Source organism: Pseudonocardia sp. CA-107938 (assembly GCF_050936315.1).
Lineage (GTDB): Bacteria > Actinomycetota > Actinomycetes > Mycobacteriales > Pseudonocardiaceae > Pseudonocardia.
Genome location: NZ_JBNJNA010000001.1, coordinates 1,278,772 through 1,295,441, shown reverse-complemented (window position 1 = coordinate 1,295,441; position 16,670 = coordinate 1,278,772). Strand labels below are relative to the sequence as shown.

Genomic DNA, 16,670 nt, shown 5'->3' with positions numbered 1-16,670 from the left:
ACCTGGAGGTTGTCCCGTGTACGTCCACCGCTCGCTTCCGGCCGTGCTCTCCGCGGCCGCACTGGCCATCGTCCTCGCCGCGTGCGGCAGCGGCGGCACCGGCGCCCCGGCCGGTGGCGGTGGTGGCGCGGCGGCGCCGACGAGCGGCGCCGCGATCCCGACGGCCCAGAAGGACGCGGCCCTCGCCGCGCTGGTGCCGCAGGCGATCGCCGCCGACGGCAAGCTCGCGTTCGGCACCGACGCGTCGTACGCGCCGAACGAGTTCACCGACAAGGACGGCACCACGATCATCGGGATGGACGTCGACCTCGGTCGCGCCATCGGCCAGAAGCTCGGCCTGGAGTCGACCTTCGAGAACGCCGCCTTCGACGGGATCATCCCCGGCATCGCGGCGAAGAAGTACGAGATCGCGGTCTCGTCGTTCACCGTCAACGACGAGCGCACCCAGACCGTCACGATGATCAGCTACTTCTCGGCGGGCACCAGCCTGGCGGTCAAGAAGGGCAACCCGGACAAGATCTCCGCCGACGACCTGTGCGGCAAGAACGTCGGCGTGCAGAAGGGCACCGTGCAGGTCGACGACATCGCCGCGCGCAGCAAGAAGTGCACCGACGCCGGCAAGCCCGCGATCAACTCGACCGAGCTGCAGGCCCAGACCGACGTCACGCTGGCGCTCGCGTCCGGCCGCGTCGTGGCGATGCTCGCCGACTCGCCCGTCGCCGCGTACGCCGTGAAGACCACGAACGGCCAGCTCGAGCTCGTCGGGCAGCCCTACGACACCGCGCCCTACGGGTTCGTCATCGGCAAGGGCCAGCCGGACTACGCGAAGGCCGTGCAGGGCGCGATCACGGCGCTGATCGCCGACGGCACCTACAAGAAGATCCTCGACAAGTGGGGCGTCGCCGACGGTGCTGTGACCACGTCGGACATCAAGGGCTGACCTGTGGCCGACGCACCGGCCCTGACCAAGGGTGCCCGGCCGGAACCGATCAAGGCGATTCCGGTCCGGCACCCCGGCCGCTGGCTCGCCGTCGCGGTCCTCGCCGTGCTGGCGGCGATGCTCGTCAACTCGATGATCACCAACCCGGGATTCGGGTGGGCGACGGTCGGGGAGTACCTGTTCTCCCCGCAGATCCTCAACGGGCTGGCGAACACGTTGGTCCTGACGGTGCTGTCGATGGTGATCGGCATCGTCGGCGGGGTCGCACTGGCGATCATGCGGCTGTCGCCGAACCCGGTGCTGTCCAGCGTCTCGTGGACGTTCATCTGGCTGTTCCGCGGCACCCCGCTGATCGCGCAGCTGCTGTTCTGGAACTTCCTGGCGGCGCTGTACCCGCAGCTGGGCGTCGGCATCCCGTTCGGGCCGACGTTCGTCGCGTTCGACACCAATACGCTGATCACGCCGTTCCTGGCCTGCCTGCTCGGACTCGGGCTCAACGAGGCGGCCTACATGGCGGAGATCGTGCGCGCCGGCCTGCAGTCGGTGGACTCCGGGCAGAGTGAGGCAGCCGGTGCGTTGGGCATGTCCCGGGCCCAGACGCTGCGCCGCATCGTGCTCCCGCAGGCGATGCGCGTGATCATCCCGCCGACCGGCAACGAGACGATCTCGATGCTGAAGAACACCTCGCTCGTCGTGGTGATCGGGTACTTCGAGCTGCTCACGTCCGCGCAGCGGATCTACGCCAACAACTTCCAGACGATCCCGCTGCTCATCGTGGTGGCCATCTGGTACCTGGCCGTCACGTCGGTGATGTCGGTCGGGCAGTACTACATCGAGCGGCACTACGGGCGCAGCAACCGTCCCGGCGCAGCAGGTCGGATGCTCTCCCGCGTGAGGCACATCCAATGACCACACCCATGGTGGAAGCCACCCAGATCCACAAGAGCTTCGGGCACGTCGAGGTGCTGCGCGGCATCGACCTCACCGTGCAGCCGGGCGAGGTGGCGTGCGTGATCGGGCCGTCGGGCTCTGGCAAGTCGACGTTCCTGCGCTGCATCAACCACCTCGAGACGATCGACGCCGGCACGATGCGCGTCGACGGCAAGCTCATCGGCTACCGCGAGGCCGGCGGCAAGCTGCACGAGCTGCGCGAGAACGAGGTCGCGGCGCAGCGCCGCGACATCGGGATGGTGTTCCAGCGCTTCAACCTGTTCCCGCACATGACGGCCATCGAGAACGTCATGGAGGCGCCGCGCACCGTCCGGCGCACGCCGCGCGCACAGGCCCGCGAGCAGGCGCTGGCGCTGCTCACCCGGGTCGGCCTGGCCGACCGCTGCGACAACTACCCCGGCCAGCTGTCGGGCGGGCAGCAGCAACGGGTCGCGATCGCACGCGCACTGGCGATGGAGCCGCGGCTCATGCTGTTCGACGAGCCCACCTCGGCGCTGGACCCCGAGCTCGTCGGCGAGGTGCTGGACGTGATGCGCGAGCTGGCCGCGAGCGGCATGACCATGGTCGTGGTGACGCACGAGATGGGCTTCGCCCGCGAGGTCGGCGACACCCTCGTCTTCATGGACGAGGGCGTGATCGTCGAGTCCGGCAACCCGCGCGAGGTGCTGACGAACCCGCAGCACGAGCGGACGAAGGCCTTCCTGTCGAAGGTGCTCTGACCTCCGCTCGCGCACACGACGAGGTGTGCGCGAGCGGATCCCGTGTCACCCCCGGTGCGCGAGTCGTGGTTCTGGTGCGCGCGAGTCGCGGATCCTGTGACGGCGAGATGTGGGTTTCGCGTCGCGGGCCGAGCCGTCGCGACCTGGCGATCAACGTCGTGCGCGTCTGACAACCGGCTCGAACCCGCCCTGCAGCGCGGCCACCGAGGTGGGCGGGGTGAGCACGCGCAGCGGCCCGTCCGGCGCCGGCTGCGGCGCGTGCCAGCCGGCGAACGAGAACGCCCACAGCTGACCATCGAGGATCAGCCGCGGCCCGTCCGTGACGACGACGGTGCCGTCGGGCAGGTCGGTGCCGGTCCACAGCTTCCGGTCGCCCGCGCGGGCGAGGCCACGGCCGCGGTGCAGCCGTTCGGTCTGGAGCCGCCGGTTCAGCTCCCCGGCCCGTAGCGCGGGATCGATGGCGTCCCGGTACGCGCGGTAGGCCGGCCACCGGCACTCGCCGCACGGGCGGTGCCCGGCGGCGAGCGCGACGGCGTCGTCGAGGAAGAAGATCGGCGTCCAGCGGTTCGGGCGGGCGAGCCCGAACCGCCGCCCGCGGAACTCGGTGACGCACGTGATCCACAGGTTGCCGCGGTGGTGCCGGACGACCTGCTCGGCGTCGTCGACGAGGCAGCCGCGGTTGCCCGTGAACAGGCCGCGGTCGGGCACGGCGTGCAGGTCGCCGAACGGGTCGACGCGGTTGCGGCGGCTCACCCGCGCACCCTGCTCAGTCCGCCCGCCCCGTCGAGAACGAAGTTGTGGTGATTGTGAATCGATACGGTTCGCCACAACTTCGTTCTCGACGCAGCGGGGCGGGTACCGGGCCTCAGCGCGGCAGCCGTCCCATGAGGAAGAACTCCGGGTTCGGGCGCAGCGCCGTCAGGTGGGCCAGGCGGTTCGACATCGCGAAGAGGGCGGTGATGGCGCCGACGTCCCAGATCTCGTCCTCCGACAGCCCCGCCATGCGGGCGTCGTCCAGTTCGGCGTCGGTGAGCTGGGCGGAGTCGGTCGCGATGAGCAACGCCAGGTCGACGATCGCGCGCTCGCGCGGCGAGAGCTGCGCGCCCCACGGGTTGCTGGCGACCTTGTCGGCGATCTCGGGGTCCTTCATCCGGACCCGCAGGATCGCCCCGTGCGCCACCACGCAGTACGTGCAGTGGTTCGCCCCCGACGTCGCGACGACGACGAGCTCGCGCTCGGCCTTGGAGAGCCCGCCACGATCATCGGGAGCCTTCTCCACGAGCGCGTCGTGGTAGTCGAGGAACGCCCGCAGCTCGGCGGGCCGCCGCGCCAGCGCCCGGAACACGTTGGGCACGAACCCGGACTTCTCGGCGATCGCGCCGATGCGCTCCCGGAGGTCGTCGGGCATGTCATCCAGCTCGACATGACCGAAACGGCTCACCGCATGCTCACTCATGGCGGTCGACGTTAGCCGTTCCGCGCGTCACCATCGATGTCCATGGGGCTGGCCGAGGAAGCGCGTCGTCGTTTGTCGCAGTGGTGTGCCGCTCAGGTGACCGGCGAGGAGCGGCGCCGCCGCCAGGTGGGCTACACGGTGCAGGGTGACACGGTCACCATCACGGAGCGCAGGGCACCGCGCTATCCCGAGCTCGGCACGGCCTGGGCGTCGCGGCCTTTGCTGCGGCTGCGGCTGGAGGATCCGACCACGGGGCGCTGGGTCGCGTACCGACCCGGCGACGACAAGGGCACGTGGGTGCCGGCGGGCCGTTCGGGTGACGACGTCGTCGAGCTGCTGAGCGACGCGCTGGCGGCGCACCGGTAGCGCGGGCTACCCGACGGCTGCGGCCCCGGAGACGCCGCCGCGGCGCTCGCCGGGATCGAGCCGCACGACGCGCCCGTGGCCGGAGCGGGCGGCCGATTGGGTGCGCCCCCGGATCACCAGCGCCGCGGCCCGGTGCAGCACGCTGAGCATGCTGGGGGTGGGCGCGGCCTCCTCGCCGGGCTGCAGCACCGCGATCAGCCGCGGGGCGACGCCGGCCAGCAGCAGCCGCTCGACCCCCATACCGGCTGCTCCGACGACCACGACGACGTCGGCGCTGTCGGGCGCCGGGAGCGCGGCGAGCAGCTCCTCGGCGGTGGAGAACGCGACGAAGCCCAGTGACCCGGCGCGGCCGTGCTGCTGCCACACCTCGGCCAACCGGGGGGCCGCGGCGGCCAGCTCGCCCATGAGCGCGTCCTCGCGGCGGGCGTCGCCCGCGTCGCGTCGTGCCCCGGCCAGCGCGTCGACGGCGTCGGCGTACAGGGCGGCGTCGCGCTGGCGCAGCGCGATGACGGCGCGTTCGTGCTCGCTCGAGCGGATCTTGGCTGGCACGGTTGCGGCGAGCGCGTCGGCCAGCTCGTCGAGCCGGATGCCGGCTTCCGTGCCTGACCCGTGCTCGGCGTACTCGAGGATCGCGGACGCGGTCGCTCCGGCGGCCTCGACGTCCGGCACGGCGAGCGGCGAGTTGTCGCCCAGGAACAGGACGTCGTGGCGCAGAGCGGTGACGGACCGCACGGCGGCGGCCACCTTGACCAGGCCGTCGGCGAGCTCGTGCAGGTCGTCCTCGCCCATCGGCGGCGACAGCTGCAGCTCGGCGCACCCGGCGTCGACGCGGGCCAGCCGCTGGCCGAGCTCGACGTGTTCGATCGCGCGGGAGACCTCGTCGACCGTGCCCGGCGTGTGCCCGTCGACGAGCAGCAGGCGCAGCACCGGCTGCACGTCGCGCTGCGCGGCGGAGCGGAAGTAGGCGCGGGAGCGGCCGCCCGAGGTGAGGAAGTCGCGGTAGCGGTAGAGCAGGTCGAGCGCGTCGCCCGGCAGCGGGCCGACGATCTCGGCCGGCACGGCCGTCCTGGTGCGCTCCAGCGCAGCGACGGCCTGCGCCGTGTCCTCGAGCATCCGCTCGAACGCCGGCTGGTGCCGCCCGTAGATCAGGTCGGTGAGCAGCGACCACGCCCAGGCCCAGCGGTCCCGCGGCTCCAGCTCGTCCAGGCGGGCCCGGACGCAGCGCGCCACGGACACGACGGCGTCCCGCCGCTCGGGCGCCAGCCCGGACATCACCGAAGCGATGACGCTGTCGTACCCGCGCCCGTTGCTGCGGCGGGCGGCCGTGCACAGCCTGTCGATCTCCGCGACGGGCGGGAGCGCGGCCACGGGCGGCAGCTGCTGAGCGCCGCGAGCGCGCCGGCGCGCCGTGGACGTGGCGACGAGCCTGCGCAGCTCGCGCAGGCGGGCCGGAGGCAGCGCCGGCAGCCCGTCGAGCGCGCGCAGGGCGGCCTCGGCGGGCAGCCCCGCACGGACCGCGGCGATCTCCTCGGCGCTCGGCCCGGTGACGACGACGCGACGGCCGTCGGCCACGAGCCCGGCCACGGCCTCGGCGAGCTCGGCGCCGCTGAACCCGTCGAGGACGACGAGCGCGTCGTTGCGGACGGCGGAGACGATGGAGCCGGAGTCCTCGCCGGGATGACGGGGCAGTGGCGGCTGGGCGGCGAGGGAAGCAGCCAACCCTTCGGCCAGCTTGCGCAACCCTGGCGGAGCCGTTCCGGCGCCGATCGCGGCGCGGATGGCCGTGCGGGCTGCTCCCGTGGCCGGGTCGGAGCCGGCTGCGGCGATCCGGTCGACGAAGACCGCGAGGTCTGCGTCTGCGTCGCCGCGTGCCCCCGAGGGTCCGACATCCAGCACCACGTCACCTCCGCGAGCCCATCGCCTCAGCGGCGACGGTCACCCTTCGTATCGCAGTCGTCTACGTAATGTTGCATCCGGGTTTCGGGCCCGGCAATCGGTGCGCGCCGAGATGGTGACTGCGTGCGCCGCCTGGTCACTCGAAGGTGTGGCCTTCGCCACGTTCGAGTGGTAGAGCGGACGGCGTTGTCCGGCGGCGCGCCGACAGGGCCATCATGTACGGCGTGCGGTCGAGGCCGGACGGCGAACAGGGCTAACCCGCCCGCCGTCCGGCCTCGTCGTCACTCTATGTGTCAGGTGGACGTGGTGGCGGCGGGCGCCGCACCGTGGCCCTCGGCAACCGGACGTAGCCGGGCCGATCCCTCGTCCGCGTGGTAGTCGGCCGGATGTGTGGCGTCGTCTCCCTCGGCCACCTTGGCGGCCCGCAGCGCGACCGTGACGACCACCGCGACCAGCAGGTTCACGACGGTCGCGACGAACCCGACGTAGATCTGCACGGTCGAGCCGGCGAACGGGTGCCAGCCGACGATGGACAGCTTGTCCAGCGCCAGCGCGGAACCACCGAAGTGGGCGCGCCCCGCGGCCGCGTTCGGGATCACGTAGAGCAGGTACATGCCGAGCGCCATGCCGGCCACCCAGCCCGCGATCAGCCCCCAGCGGTGCAGCCAGCGGGTGTAGAGCGCGATCGCCACCGCCGGCAGCGTCTGCAGGATGATCACGCCGCCGATGAGCTGCAGGTCGATGGAGAACTGCGGGTCGATGGCCAGGATGAACAGCACGGCGCCGAACTTCACGACCAGTGACGCGAGCTTGGCCTGCTTGGCCTCCTGCGCCGGGCTGGCGTCGCGCTTGAGGTACTCCTTGTAGATGTTGCGCGTCCACAGGTTCGCCGCGGCGATCGACATGATCGCCGCCGGCACCAGCGCGCCGATGCCGATCGCGGCGAACGCGATGCCGGCGAAGATCGAGCCGAACTGGCTGTCGAACAGCACCGGGATGATCGTGTTGGTGTCGGGACGGCCGGTGGCCTGATTGGTGATCGGCTTCGCCCCCGCGGCGATCGCGACGTAGCCGAGCAGGGCGAGCAGGCCCAGCAGCAGCGAGTACGCGGGCAGCGCCACCATGTTGCGCTTGATCACGTCGCGCCCGCGGGAGGCCAGGACGCCGGTGATCGAGTGCGGGTAGAGGAACAGCGCCAGCGCCGAACCCAGTGCCAGGGTGATGTACTGCAGCTGGTTGTTCGCGGTGAGCAGGAGCGAACCCGTCGGCGCACCCGTGGCCGGGTTGGGTGTCTTGAGCTTGGCTTCCGCTGCTCCGAAGATCGCCTCCCAGCCGCCGAACTGCGCGGGCAGGTAGATCACGGCCACCAGGATCACGATGTAGATCAGGATGTCCTTGACGAACGCGATCAGCGCGGGCGCCCGCAGCCCCGACTGGTAGGTGTACAGCGCGAGGATCACGAACGCGATCAGCAGCGGCAGGTGCCCGCCGATGCCGCCGGCGTTGAGGCCCATCGTGCGCAGCACGGCCTCCAGACCGACCAGCTGCAGCGCGATGTACGGCATGGTCGCCACCAGGCCGGTGATCGCCACGAGCAGCGCCAGCGTCGGCGAGCCGTAGCGGCCGCGCACGAAGTCGGCGGGCGTCACGTAGCCGTGCACCCGCGAGACCGACCACAGCCGCAGCACCGGCAGGAAGACGATCGGGTAGAGGATCACGGTGTAGGGCAGCGCGAAGAACCCGGTCGCGCCCGCGCCGAACAGCAGCGCCGGCACGGCGACGAACGTGTACGCCGTGTAGAGGTCACCGCCGACGAGGAACCAGGTGATCCACGAGCCGAACTTGCGCCCGCCGAGACCCCACTCGTCGAGGTGCTCGAGTGTGTCGCCGCGCTGCCAGCGCGCAGCCACGAACCCCATCACGGTCACCGCCAGGAACAGGACGGTGAAGACGATCAGCTCCGGCCACTGGATCATCGCGCGGTCCCCTCGTCCAGCGAGTCGACGTCAGGCTCGGGACCAGGGGCGACCGTGGTCGGCTCGTCCTTGGTCATCAGGTAGACGACCAGCACGCACACGACGCCGACCGGCACGAACGCGAACTGGATCCAGTAGAAGAACGGCATGCCGAACAGCCGCGGCTCCAGGGAGTTGATCCACGGCGTGACGAGCATGAGGAACGGCACCAGCAACAGGAGGTTCCACGCGTTCCAGCGCAGCCCCTCCCGTTCCGGCGGCGACGACGACGCTGTCTCCGACATGACGTGCTCCTGCGATTTCTCCGACACTGGGTCCGCGGCATCGTAAGCAGGAGAACCCGTTCGGAGGACACGGTGAGATCACGAATTGCGTGGGGGCGTGGCCGCGAGCAGCGCAGTCGGTGCCGCGTTGCGCCGATCGGGCCCGCCGGGCCGCGCGCCCCGCTACGGTCGTCGGGTGCGCCGGATCGCCCTGCTGGTCCTGATGTCGTGCCTCATCGCGGCCGGCTGTGCACCGGTGGCGGGGCAACCCGTGTCCGGGCCCACCGCGGCCCCCTCCGGCCGGCCCCGTGACATCCGGCTCGACTCGATCGACCCCTGCTCGCTGTTCACACCGGCGGTGCGGGAGCAGTTGGGGATCACGCGGCCGCTGATGGCGGAAAAGGGTAGCGACAGCATCTATCAAGGTCAGGTGCCGTCATGCGGGTCGCGCGGCGATGAGGGAACGAGATTCGCTGTCGGCGTGGCCTTCGCGCTGCAGGACGGTGTCGACGTCTACCGACCCGATCGCGTCAACGGAGTCGTGACGCCGAAGCGCGTCGCCGGCTTCCCTGCGCTGCTGGTCAAGCAGAACAAGTTCACCGACGAATGCGCGGTGGTCGTGGACGTCCATCCTGCCCAGCTCCTTGACGTCACCTATTCAGACGGTGGCAATCAGCCGCAGCTCGCACAGGACGATCTCTGCACCCGGGCTGAACAGGCAGCGGATCTCCTGATGGGTCAGCTGCTGCAGCGGGCCTGAGATCCAGCGAGGAGTTCTCCGGAACACCCACGTGATCATGGCTGTGGTTTCTACGCTTCGCCACGAGACCAGGTGGGGGAGGAACTATGGGCGACCAGTTCTTCGGTGTGGCCGAGTTGCGGGTGCCGCCGGAGGCGATCCCGGCCGTTCGGGAGGTGCTCAACAAGATGCTCGATGACATCGAAGGCCCACTCCGCAAGCTGCGCCGAGACGGTCGACTCCTCGAGCCATGGTTGCACGACCCGGTGAGCGTCAGTGTCGCGGACGCATACAACAAGTACGTTCTCGACGAGCCCGACGGGATGTTAGCGGCGATCGTGAAGTACCGCGAGCAGATCATCGCGGCCGTCGAGGCGCTCACCGATGCGGAGAAGCAGTACCAGCACACCGAGTCCGACCTCGTCCTGAAGCTGACATGACCACCCCTCCCACCGGGTGGCAGGCGTTGAGCCACCAACAGCTGTACGACCTGGTCAACCAAGGTCCGGGCCGGGAGGCGTCGCGCGCCCACGAGGAGGTGTGGACCCAGGTCCAGCAGGCCATCGACGACGGCCACACCAACCTCCGCGCAGCGCTGGGCCGTGCGGCCGACGAGTGGATCGGGGCTGCTGCGAAGGCGATGCAGGGGGCGGCGCAGCCGTTCGCCTCCTGGTGCGCCACCGCGGTCGACGACGCCGGCGGGATCGCCGCGGCACTGGCCGCGCAGGGTGAGCACGCGGCCCGGCTGCGGCAGCTGATGCCGGGGCCGAGCTCGTTCACGAGCACGGTGATCGACGTCGGCGAGAAGGTGGTGACCGCGTCGTCGCCGGGCCTCTCCGCGCTGCCGGAGCAGGTCAACCCGATCCACCAGGCCGCCGACGACATGCGGAACTCGACCGCGGAGGCCGAGGACGCGCGCCGGCTGATGGCGTCCTACGCGGACGACTCCGTCCAGCGCGCGAACGGGCTCGGTTTCTGGAGCACGCCACCGACGATGGTGGTCACGCACGGTCCGCCCGACGCGCCGTCGGGGGGCGCGCCGGGCGGTCAGCCGCACGCCGCCGGACCGGCCGGGTCGCCGGCTCCGGCGTTGCCCCCGTCGCAGGCAGCGGGACCGGGTGGCACGCCGGGTCCGGTTCTTCCCGGAGCCCCACCGGCCACCGGCCCGCGGCCGCCCGACCCGACCACGCCTGCAACGCCGGTCGCGCCGGCCCAGCCCGGGCCGCCGCGGGCGGGCAGCCAGACGCCGGTTCAGGTCCCGGTACCTGCCCCGATGCCGTCGGCGCGCAGTGCTCCGCGTCCGTCGTCCGTGCCGCCACCGCGGGGCACCGGCATCGACCTGCCGCCGGGGCAGGGTGGCCGCGGGGTGAAGCCCGCGCCGTTCCCCGAGCCGCAGCGGCCCACCGGACCGCCGTCGCGGAACCCCACCAACTGGCGCGAGCTCGTCGCGGGCGAGTCGCGGACGACGCGACCACCGGCCGTGGCGGAACCGCCGGTGCGCGGCCGGCCGGCCGGGGAGCCGATCCTCGGCGGCTCGGCCCGCGCCGCCGAGGGCCGCGCCGGCTCCATGTACCCGCCGATGGCCGGCGCCGGTGCCGGTGGCGGGGGCGACCGCACGAAGGGCCGTCCCGCCTACCTGCAGGACGAGTCGGGCTTCTTCGCCGACGACCGCTGGGTGAGCGAGGCCGTCATCGGCCAGGACGACGTGCTGCCCGAGGACTAGACACGCGAACGGCCCGCCGGGCACGGCGGGCCGTTCGCGTCGTTCAGGTCAGAGTCCGAGGCGCTGCTTGAGCGCGGCGAGCTCGTCGCGCATCGAGGTGGGCAGGTTGTCGCCGACCTTGTCGAACCACTCCTCGATCAGCGGGATCTCGGCCTTCCACTCCTCGACGTCGACGGCGAGGGCGGCCTCGACGTCGGCGCGGTCGACGTCGAGACCCTCGAGGTCGATCTGGTCGGCGGTCGGAACGAAACCGATCGGGGTCTCCTGCGCGGCCGCGGTGCCCTCCATGCGCTCGATCGCCCACTTGAGCACGCGGCTGTTCTCACCGAAGCCGGGCCACAGGAACTGGCCCTCCGAGCCGCGACGGAACCAGTTCACGTAGAAGATCTTCGGCAGCTTCGTGGCGTCGGCGCTCTTGCCGACGTTCACCCAGTGCGCGAAGTAGTCACCGACGTTGTAGCCGAGGAACGGCAGCATCGCCATCGGGTCGCGGCGCACCTGGCCGAGCCCGCCCTTGGCCGCCGCCGTCATCTCGCTCGACATCGTGGCGCCCATGAACGTGCCGTGCTGCCAGTCGCGAGCCTCGGTGACCAGCGGAACCGTGGTCTTGCGGCGCCCGCCGAACAGGATCGCCGAGATCGGCACGCCCTGCGGGTCCTCCCACTCCGGGGCCACGACCGGGCACTGCGCGATCGGCACGGTGTAGCGGGAGTTGGCGTGTGCGGCCGGCTTGTCCGAATCCGGGGTCCAGTCCTCGCCCAGCCACGATGTGAGGTGCTGGGGATCGCCCTCGAGACCCTCCCACCACACGTCGCCGTCGTCGGTGAGCGCCACGTTGGTGAAGAGCGAGTTGCCCTTCTCGATCGTGCGCATCGCGTTGGGGTTGGTCTTCCAGTTGGTGCCCGGGGCGACGCCGAAGAAGCCGAACTCCGGGTTGACCGCGTAGAGCCGGCCGTCGGGGCCGAAGCGCATCCAGGCGATGTCGTCGCCGACGGTCTCAGCGCGCCAGCCCGGAATGGTGGGCTGCAGCATCGCGAGGTTCGTCTTACCGCATGCGGACGGGAATGCGGCGGCGACGTAGTACGCCTTGTTCTCGGGGCTGATCAACTTGAGGATCAGCATGTGTTCGGCGAGCCAGCCCTCGTCGTGCGCGATGGCCGACGCGATGCGCAGCGCGTAGCACTTCTTGCCCAGCAGCGCGTTGCCGCCGTAGCCGGATCCGAAGCTCCAGATCTCGCGGGTCTCCGGGAAGTGCGAGATGTACTTCGTGTCGTTGCAGGGCCACGGGACGTCGGCCTGGCCGTCCGCCAGCGGGGCACCGACGGAGTGCAGGCACTTCACGAAGTTCTCGCCGACCGCGTCGAGGAGCGGCAGCACGGCGGCACCCATACGGGTCATGATCCGCATCGAGGCGACGACGTACTCGGAGTCGGTGATCTCGACGCCGAGCATCGGCGGCTCTGCGTCCAGCGGGCCCATGCAGAACGGGACGACGTACATCGTGCGCCCGCGCATGCAGCCGCGGTACAGCTCGGTCATCGTCGACTTCATCTCGGCCGGGTCGACCCAGTTGTTCGTCGGGCCGGCGCCGGCGGGCTCCGCCGAACAGATGTACGTGCGCTCCTCCACGCGGGCCACGTCGTCGGGGTCGGAGGCGGCCCAGAACGAGTTGGGCTTCTTCTCCGGGTTGAGGCGCTTGAAGGTGCCCGCGTCGACCAGTGCGGTCGTCATGCGGTCCCACTCGGCGTCGGAGCCGTCGGCCCACACCACCGCGTCGGGCTCGGTCAGGTCCGCGATCTCGCGCACCCACGACAGCAGACTCGTGTTCTCGGTCGGCCCTTGGTCGATCCCTGGCACGGTCGCCACCGTCATGTCACCCTCGCTCCTCGTCGGCCCCGGTCACCCTCCTGGGAAATACCCGCTAGACCCGAAGCTAGACAGCCCCGGGTCGGGAATCTCGGAGGATGAGAGAAGACGGTACCGGCGGCTCTTGATTTCGCCCAACCGCTGGGCGGTGTCGGCTGACTCACAAGACCGATCAGGTAATCGATTCAGAAGCGCCGTGCACGCATTCCGACGAGGAATTTCTCCGAGTGGCACGTTCGCACTGAGGCGCTGGTCACGGCCTTGTCGGAATCCTGGAAGGTGATCGGACTCTCACTCGATCGACCGGTTGCCGGACGCCGCGGGAAGTGCGTCCACGACGCCCGGCATCGCACTCGTCACCTGGACCGATACAGGCTTGCCAATTGCGTGGTCAGCTCGCGAACCACGCGCGAATCTGCTCGGGGCGCACCAGGCTGGCGCTCGCGGTGCGCACGAGTCCGGTGAGGTGGTGCCCGGGCCAGGCCAGTTCGGCTCGACGGAGTGCCACGTCGGCGAGTGCGCCCCGACCGGATGCGAGGGCCGCCAGCGCGAGCAGCGCCGCGGGCACGGCGGCCTGTGGATCGGGCGTCTCCCTGGCGAGGGCGCCCCAGAGCTGTTCAGCAGCCGGGTCCTCGGCGGCGCTGAGCAGGATCGCCTGGTCGCGCACCTCGGGCACCTCGAGCGCCGCGGCGAGCGCGACGACGGTGTCGTCGTCGATGCGCAGCTCGCAGCGGGCCGCCGCCGCCAGTGCGTCGTCGAACCGCTGCCGTGCTGTCCCGACGTCCAGGACGGCCGTGGCCAGAAGCCGCGCCCGCCGTCGGAGCACCGCAGGTGCGACGGGTGCGACCAGTGCTTCCAGCTCCGTGCGGTCGCCGTACACCACCGCCCCCTCGGCGACGGCGTGGGCGGCCATCGGGGTGCTGCCCGGATCCGCGAGCGTGCCCGAGCAGCAGCCGTCGTAGCAGGCCCACGGCGCGCCGGCGGCGCACCGCTGCGCCCACATCACCGAGTGCGCGGAGATCCCGCGAGCGCGCAGCGCGCCGACGGCGGCGTTGGCGACGTCGCGGCGCAGCGGTCCGGACTGGCGGCGCTTGCGCGACCGGGCCTTGGGTCTGCCGGGCGGCCGCCCGTCCGGCCCGCTGCCGAAGACGATCACGGCGGCTTCGACGGCTGCGTCCACCAGCAGCGCGTCCGCGGTCTGGGCGGCAACCGCGGTGACGTGGCGGGGCGCGGGCAGGTCGACCCGCAGCGTGAGGCCGAACCGGTGCCGGCCGCTCGGCTGGCGGTGCATCGTGACCAGGACCAGCGACTCCCGCGGGCGGAACCCCAGTAGGACGGGGACCGCGGTGATGAGGTCGGCGGGCTCGGTCAGGCGTGGCGGGGTGGTGCTCGGAATCGTCATGCCGGGAAGTCTGGTCAGCACCAGGGCGTCGCGTGGCCGATCGGCGAAACCTGTGGACAACTCATTTCGTCACGCCCGTGACCTCGAACGATGTGGTGGCGAGCCCCGCGCCCTTGGTCCACGGTTCGAACCCCGCCTGGACGGCCGCGAGCGACCAGTTCGCGCCCAGCATGTCGCGCTGGATGGCGTCGTCCATGAAGTCGTTCAACGGTAGGTCGGTGACCTCGCGCCGGCCCTGCACAGCGACGTACGAGATGACCTTGACGGGGCCGTTCGTGCCGGTCCACACCTGCCACTCGATGCCGCCGAGCGTCACGGTCGCGGTCTGCTCGCCGATCGGCGCGACGTCGCCGTGGTCCAGCCAGATCATCATCTCGGTGCCGTCGGCGCCCTCGTCGTTGCCGGTCGGGCTGAACCAGACGTCGTAGGCGGCGTTCCACTTCTCCTGGTCGTCGGGGATCCGCACGGCCCAGGACGTGGTGATGGTGCCGAGCTGGTCGATCGGCTTCGGCAGTGCCGTGCCCGCCGTGCAGGTGCCGTGCCAGCAGCCCGACCAGATCGACGGGTACGACGCGACCCCGCCGTGGTCGTCGTGGTCGGCGTCGAGCACCTCGAAGCCGGTGTCGAAGATCCGCACGCACTGCGGCTTGTCGGAGCCCCAGACGTTGTTCTGCACCTCGTAGCCGCCGCTCGGCGTCGGTGCCGAGCCGAACTTCTCGCACTCCTTCGTGCCACCGGCGGGCAGGGGCGCGTTCGGGTCCGGGGCGGTGCTCCCGCAGCCCGTCGGCAGCGGGGTGTCGACGGTGACGCCGAGCCGCTGCAGCGCAGCCTGGATCTCGGCCGCGTGCTGGTCGGTCACGCCGTCGATCGAGCGGGCCAGCCGGATCGCCGTCGGCAGCCACGAGCAGCGGTCGTCCGGTGCGGCCGCCGCGGTGCCGGGCACGAGCAGGCTCGCGGCGACGGCCAGCGCCGCCGCCATCCCCACGCTGCGCGCGCGCATCACGCCGCCGCCCCGGGCCGCACGACCACCGGGAACAGCCCGTGCTCGGTCGGTTTCAACGCCCGCGTCCGCACCGGCTGGCCGGCCTGCGGAGCCTCCAGGATCTGCCCGTCCCCGATGTAGACGGCGACGTGGGAGATCGTGGCCGGGTTGGCCGGGTTCGCACCCCAGAACACCAGGTCACCCGGCTGGGCGTCGGCGCGCGGGATCTTCGGGCCGGCCGTGAACTGCGCCCGCGACGTGCGTGGCAGCGTCACCCCGGCCGCGCCGAACGCGCGCAGCATCAGACCCGAGCAGTCGAACGCGCCCGGACCTGTGGCACCCCACTGGTACGGCTTCCCCAGCTGCTGGCGCGCCCACCCGATCACCCGCGCGGCCACGCCCTCCACCGCCGCGGGCGCGCTCGCGCACCCGGACACGTCGGCGACCTGCCCGACCGCCGCGACCAGCGCCGCCGCCTGCCCTTCCCACTTCGCGTACGCGGCGGGGAACGCCGAGCGCTGCACGCGCTGCGCCGCCACCGTCACGGGCAACGCCTCCCATCCGTCGACCTTCAGCAGGCCCTCGTAGAACTTGCGCGCCGCGTACGCGGGATCGCGCACCTGCGCCGGCGTCCCCCACCCCATCGAAGGGCGCTGCTGGAACAGGCCGAGCGAGTCGCGGTCGCCGTGGTCGAGGTTGCGCAGCGTCGACTCCTGCATGGCGGTCGCCAGCGCCACCGTCCAGCCGCGGGCCGGCACGCCCATCGCGCGCCCGACCTCGACGATCGCCCGCGCGTTCGCCGTCTGCTCCGCGGAGAACCCGCCGACCGGGGTGCTCGCCGCAGACGCCAGCGCCGGGTCGCACGGGCCCGCCGGCCGCGCCGGCGCGACGGCCACCAGCATCATCGCCGCGATCCCGAACACCGACGCAACGGCGACGGCGGAGATCGCCAGCCCCGCCACGAGGAACCCGCGGCGGGGCGGCGGGGGCGGCGGCGCCACCAGCCGGTACGTGCCCGGGGGTGCTGTGAGCGTCACCGGTCGACCCCCGTGACCAGCCAGCGCCCGTCCTCCTGCTGCACGAGCTGGACGCGCACCGCGCCCAGGTCGGTGGGCACGTCGACGTCCGCGCTGCCCGGCGCGCCGTCGGCGGCCGTCGCGGCGCCGGTGACCGCGCGTGGTGCCGCCTGGTCGTCGGCCTCCGTCCTCAGCACGCCGAGGTACTCGTCGCTGGTCAGCGGGCCGAGCCGGGCGAGCCACTGCGCGCGGCTCTGACCGGGCCGCACGAGGAATGCCCGCACCCACTGCTCGGCGGCGGCCACCGCTTCCGGCGGCACGGGTGCCGCCGGCGGATCGGTCCACACCGGCGCCGGGGCCGCTGCGCTCGGCACG

At 71.8% G+C, this 16,670-nt stretch carries 17 protein-coding genes; 7 read left to right on the top strand and 10 right to left on the bottom strand.

Annotation, left to right across the window (positions count from 1 at the left end; all coding sequences use genetic code 11):
- Nucleotides 1-16 precede the first annotated feature (16 nt).
- The 3 genes from ACQEVB_RS06455 to ACQEVB_RS06445 are packed head-to-tail and all read left to right on the top strand — an operon-like array spanning nt 17 to nt 2,610.
- Nucleotides 17-940, top strand: a complete 924-nt coding sequence (locus ACQEVB_RS06455; protein WP_432966424.1) for an ABC transporter substrate-binding protein — start codon at nt 17-19, stop codon at nt 938-940.
- 3 nt (nt 941-943) lie between these two features.
- Nucleotides 944-1,849 (top strand): amino acid ABC transporter permease, encoded by a 906-nt coding sequence (locus tag ACQEVB_RS06450; protein ID WP_432966422.1) that lies wholly within the window; start codon nt 944-946, stop codon nt 1,847-1,849.
- Nucleotides 1,846-2,610, top strand: a complete 765-nt coding sequence (locus tag ACQEVB_RS06445; RefSeq protein ID WP_432966420.1) for an amino acid ABC transporter ATP-binding protein — start codon at nt 1,846-1,848, stop codon at nt 2,608-2,610. Before ACQEVB_RS06450 ends, ACQEVB_RS06445 begins: the two co-directional genes overlap by 4 nt.
- Nucleotides 2,611-2,760: 150 nt before the next feature.
- Here ACQEVB_RS06445 and ACQEVB_RS06440 read toward each other — a convergent pair whose 3' ends face one another.
- Both ACQEVB_RS06440 and ACQEVB_RS06435 read right to left on the bottom strand, forming a co-directional pair.
- Nucleotides 2,761-3,363, bottom strand: a complete 603-nt coding sequence (locus tag ACQEVB_RS06440; protein WP_432966418.1) for a hypothetical protein — start codon at nt 3,361-3,363, stop codon at nt 2,761-2,763.
- A gap of 112 nt (nt 3,364-3,475) precedes the next feature.
- On the bottom strand, nt 3,476-4,066 hold the full coding sequence (locus tag ACQEVB_RS06435) for a peroxidase-related enzyme (RefSeq protein WP_432966416.1): 591 nt from the start codon (nt 4,064-4,066) through the stop codon (nt 3,476-3,478).
- A gap of 42 nt (nt 4,067-4,108) precedes the next feature.
- Here ACQEVB_RS06435 and ACQEVB_RS06430 point away from each other — a divergent pair, with 42 nt between their 5' ends.
- Nucleotides 4,109-4,432 (top strand): hypothetical protein, encoded by a 324-nt coding sequence (locus ACQEVB_RS06430; RefSeq protein WP_432966414.1) that lies wholly within the window; start codon nt 4,109-4,111, stop codon nt 4,430-4,432.
- A gap of 6 nt (nt 4,433-4,438) precedes the next feature.
- Here ACQEVB_RS06430 and ACQEVB_RS06425 read toward each other — a convergent pair whose 3' ends face one another.
- The 3 genes from ACQEVB_RS06425 to ACQEVB_RS06415 all read right to left on the bottom strand — a co-directional run bounded on the left by ACQEVB_RS06425 (nt 4,439) and on the right by ACQEVB_RS06415 (nt 8,588).
- Complete coding sequence (locus ACQEVB_RS06425; protein WP_432966412.1) at nt 4,439-6,328, bottom strand: hypothetical protein; 1,890 nt, start codon at nt 6,326-6,328, stop codon at nt 4,439-4,441.
- Between the two features lie 293 nt (nt 6,329-6,621).
- Nucleotides 6,622-8,304, bottom strand: a complete 1,683-nt coding sequence (mctP, locus tag ACQEVB_RS06420) for a monocarboxylate uptake permease MctP (RefSeq protein WP_432966410.1) — start codon at nt 8,302-8,304, stop codon at nt 6,622-6,624.
- Nucleotides 8,301-8,588: a DUF3311 domain-containing protein gene (locus ACQEVB_RS06415; protein ID WP_432966408.1), complete on the bottom strand. Its 288-nt coding sequence runs from the start codon at nt 8,586-8,588 to the stop codon at nt 8,301-8,303. Before ACQEVB_RS06415 ends, mctP begins: the two co-directional genes overlap by 4 nt.
- 175 nt (nt 8,589-8,763) lie before the next feature.
- On the opposite strand from ACQEVB_RS06415, the gene ACQEVB_RS06410 reads away from it, so the two are divergent.
- The 3 genes from ACQEVB_RS06410 to ACQEVB_RS06400 all read left to right on the top strand — a co-directional run bounded on the left by ACQEVB_RS06410 (nt 8,764) and on the right by ACQEVB_RS06400 (nt 11,029).
- Nucleotides 8,764-9,327, top strand: a complete 564-nt coding sequence (locus ACQEVB_RS06410; RefSeq protein WP_432966406.1) for a DUF3558 domain-containing protein — start codon at nt 8,764-8,766, stop codon at nt 9,325-9,327.
- Nucleotides 9,328-9,413: 86 nt separating this feature from the next.
- Complete coding sequence (locus ACQEVB_RS06405; RefSeq protein ID WP_432966404.1) at nt 9,414-9,746, top strand: hypothetical protein; 333 nt, start codon at nt 9,414-9,416, stop codon at nt 9,744-9,746.
- A complete protein-coding gene (locus ACQEVB_RS06400) occupies nt 9,743-11,029 on the top strand; it encodes a hypothetical protein (protein WP_432966402.1) in 1,287 nt (428 codons plus the stop codon). Before ACQEVB_RS06405 ends, ACQEVB_RS06400 begins: the two co-directional genes overlap by 4 nt.
- Nucleotides 11,030-11,077: 48 nt before the next feature.
- Here ACQEVB_RS06400 and ACQEVB_RS06395 read toward each other — a convergent pair whose 3' ends face one another.
- The 5 genes from ACQEVB_RS06395 to ACQEVB_RS06375 form a co-directional block, all read right to left on the bottom strand.
- Entirely contained in the window at nt 11,078-12,901 is a 1,824-nt protein-coding gene (locus ACQEVB_RS06395; protein WP_432966400.1) for a phosphoenolpyruvate carboxykinase (GTP), read from the bottom strand.
- Between the two features lie 385 nt (nt 12,902-13,286).
- Nucleotides 13,287-14,297: a DUF4192 domain-containing protein gene (locus ACQEVB_RS06390; RefSeq protein WP_432966398.1), complete on the bottom strand. Its 1,011-nt coding sequence runs from the start codon at nt 14,295-14,297 to the stop codon at nt 13,287-13,289.
- Between the two features lie 61 nt (nt 14,298-14,358).
- The gene (locus ACQEVB_RS06385; protein ID WP_432966396.1) at nt 14,359-15,297 is read right to left on the bottom strand and encodes a GH12 family glycosyl hydrolase domain-containing protein; all 939 of its coding nucleotides are present in this window, start codon (nt 15,295-15,297) and stop codon (nt 14,359-14,361) included.
- Nucleotides 15,297-16,316: a C40 family peptidase gene (locus ACQEVB_RS06380; protein WP_432966394.1), complete on the bottom strand. Its 1,020-nt coding sequence runs from the start codon at nt 16,314-16,316 to the stop codon at nt 15,297-15,299. Before ACQEVB_RS06380 ends, ACQEVB_RS06385 begins: the two co-directional genes overlap by 1 nt.
- Complete coding sequence (locus ACQEVB_RS06375; protein ID WP_432966392.1) at nt 16,313-16,669, bottom strand: hypothetical protein; 357 nt, start codon at nt 16,667-16,669, stop codon at nt 16,313-16,315. The genes ACQEVB_RS06380 and ACQEVB_RS06375 overlap by 4 nt, the downstream gene beginning before the upstream one ends.
- Nucleotide 16,670 lies beyond the last annotated feature (1 nt).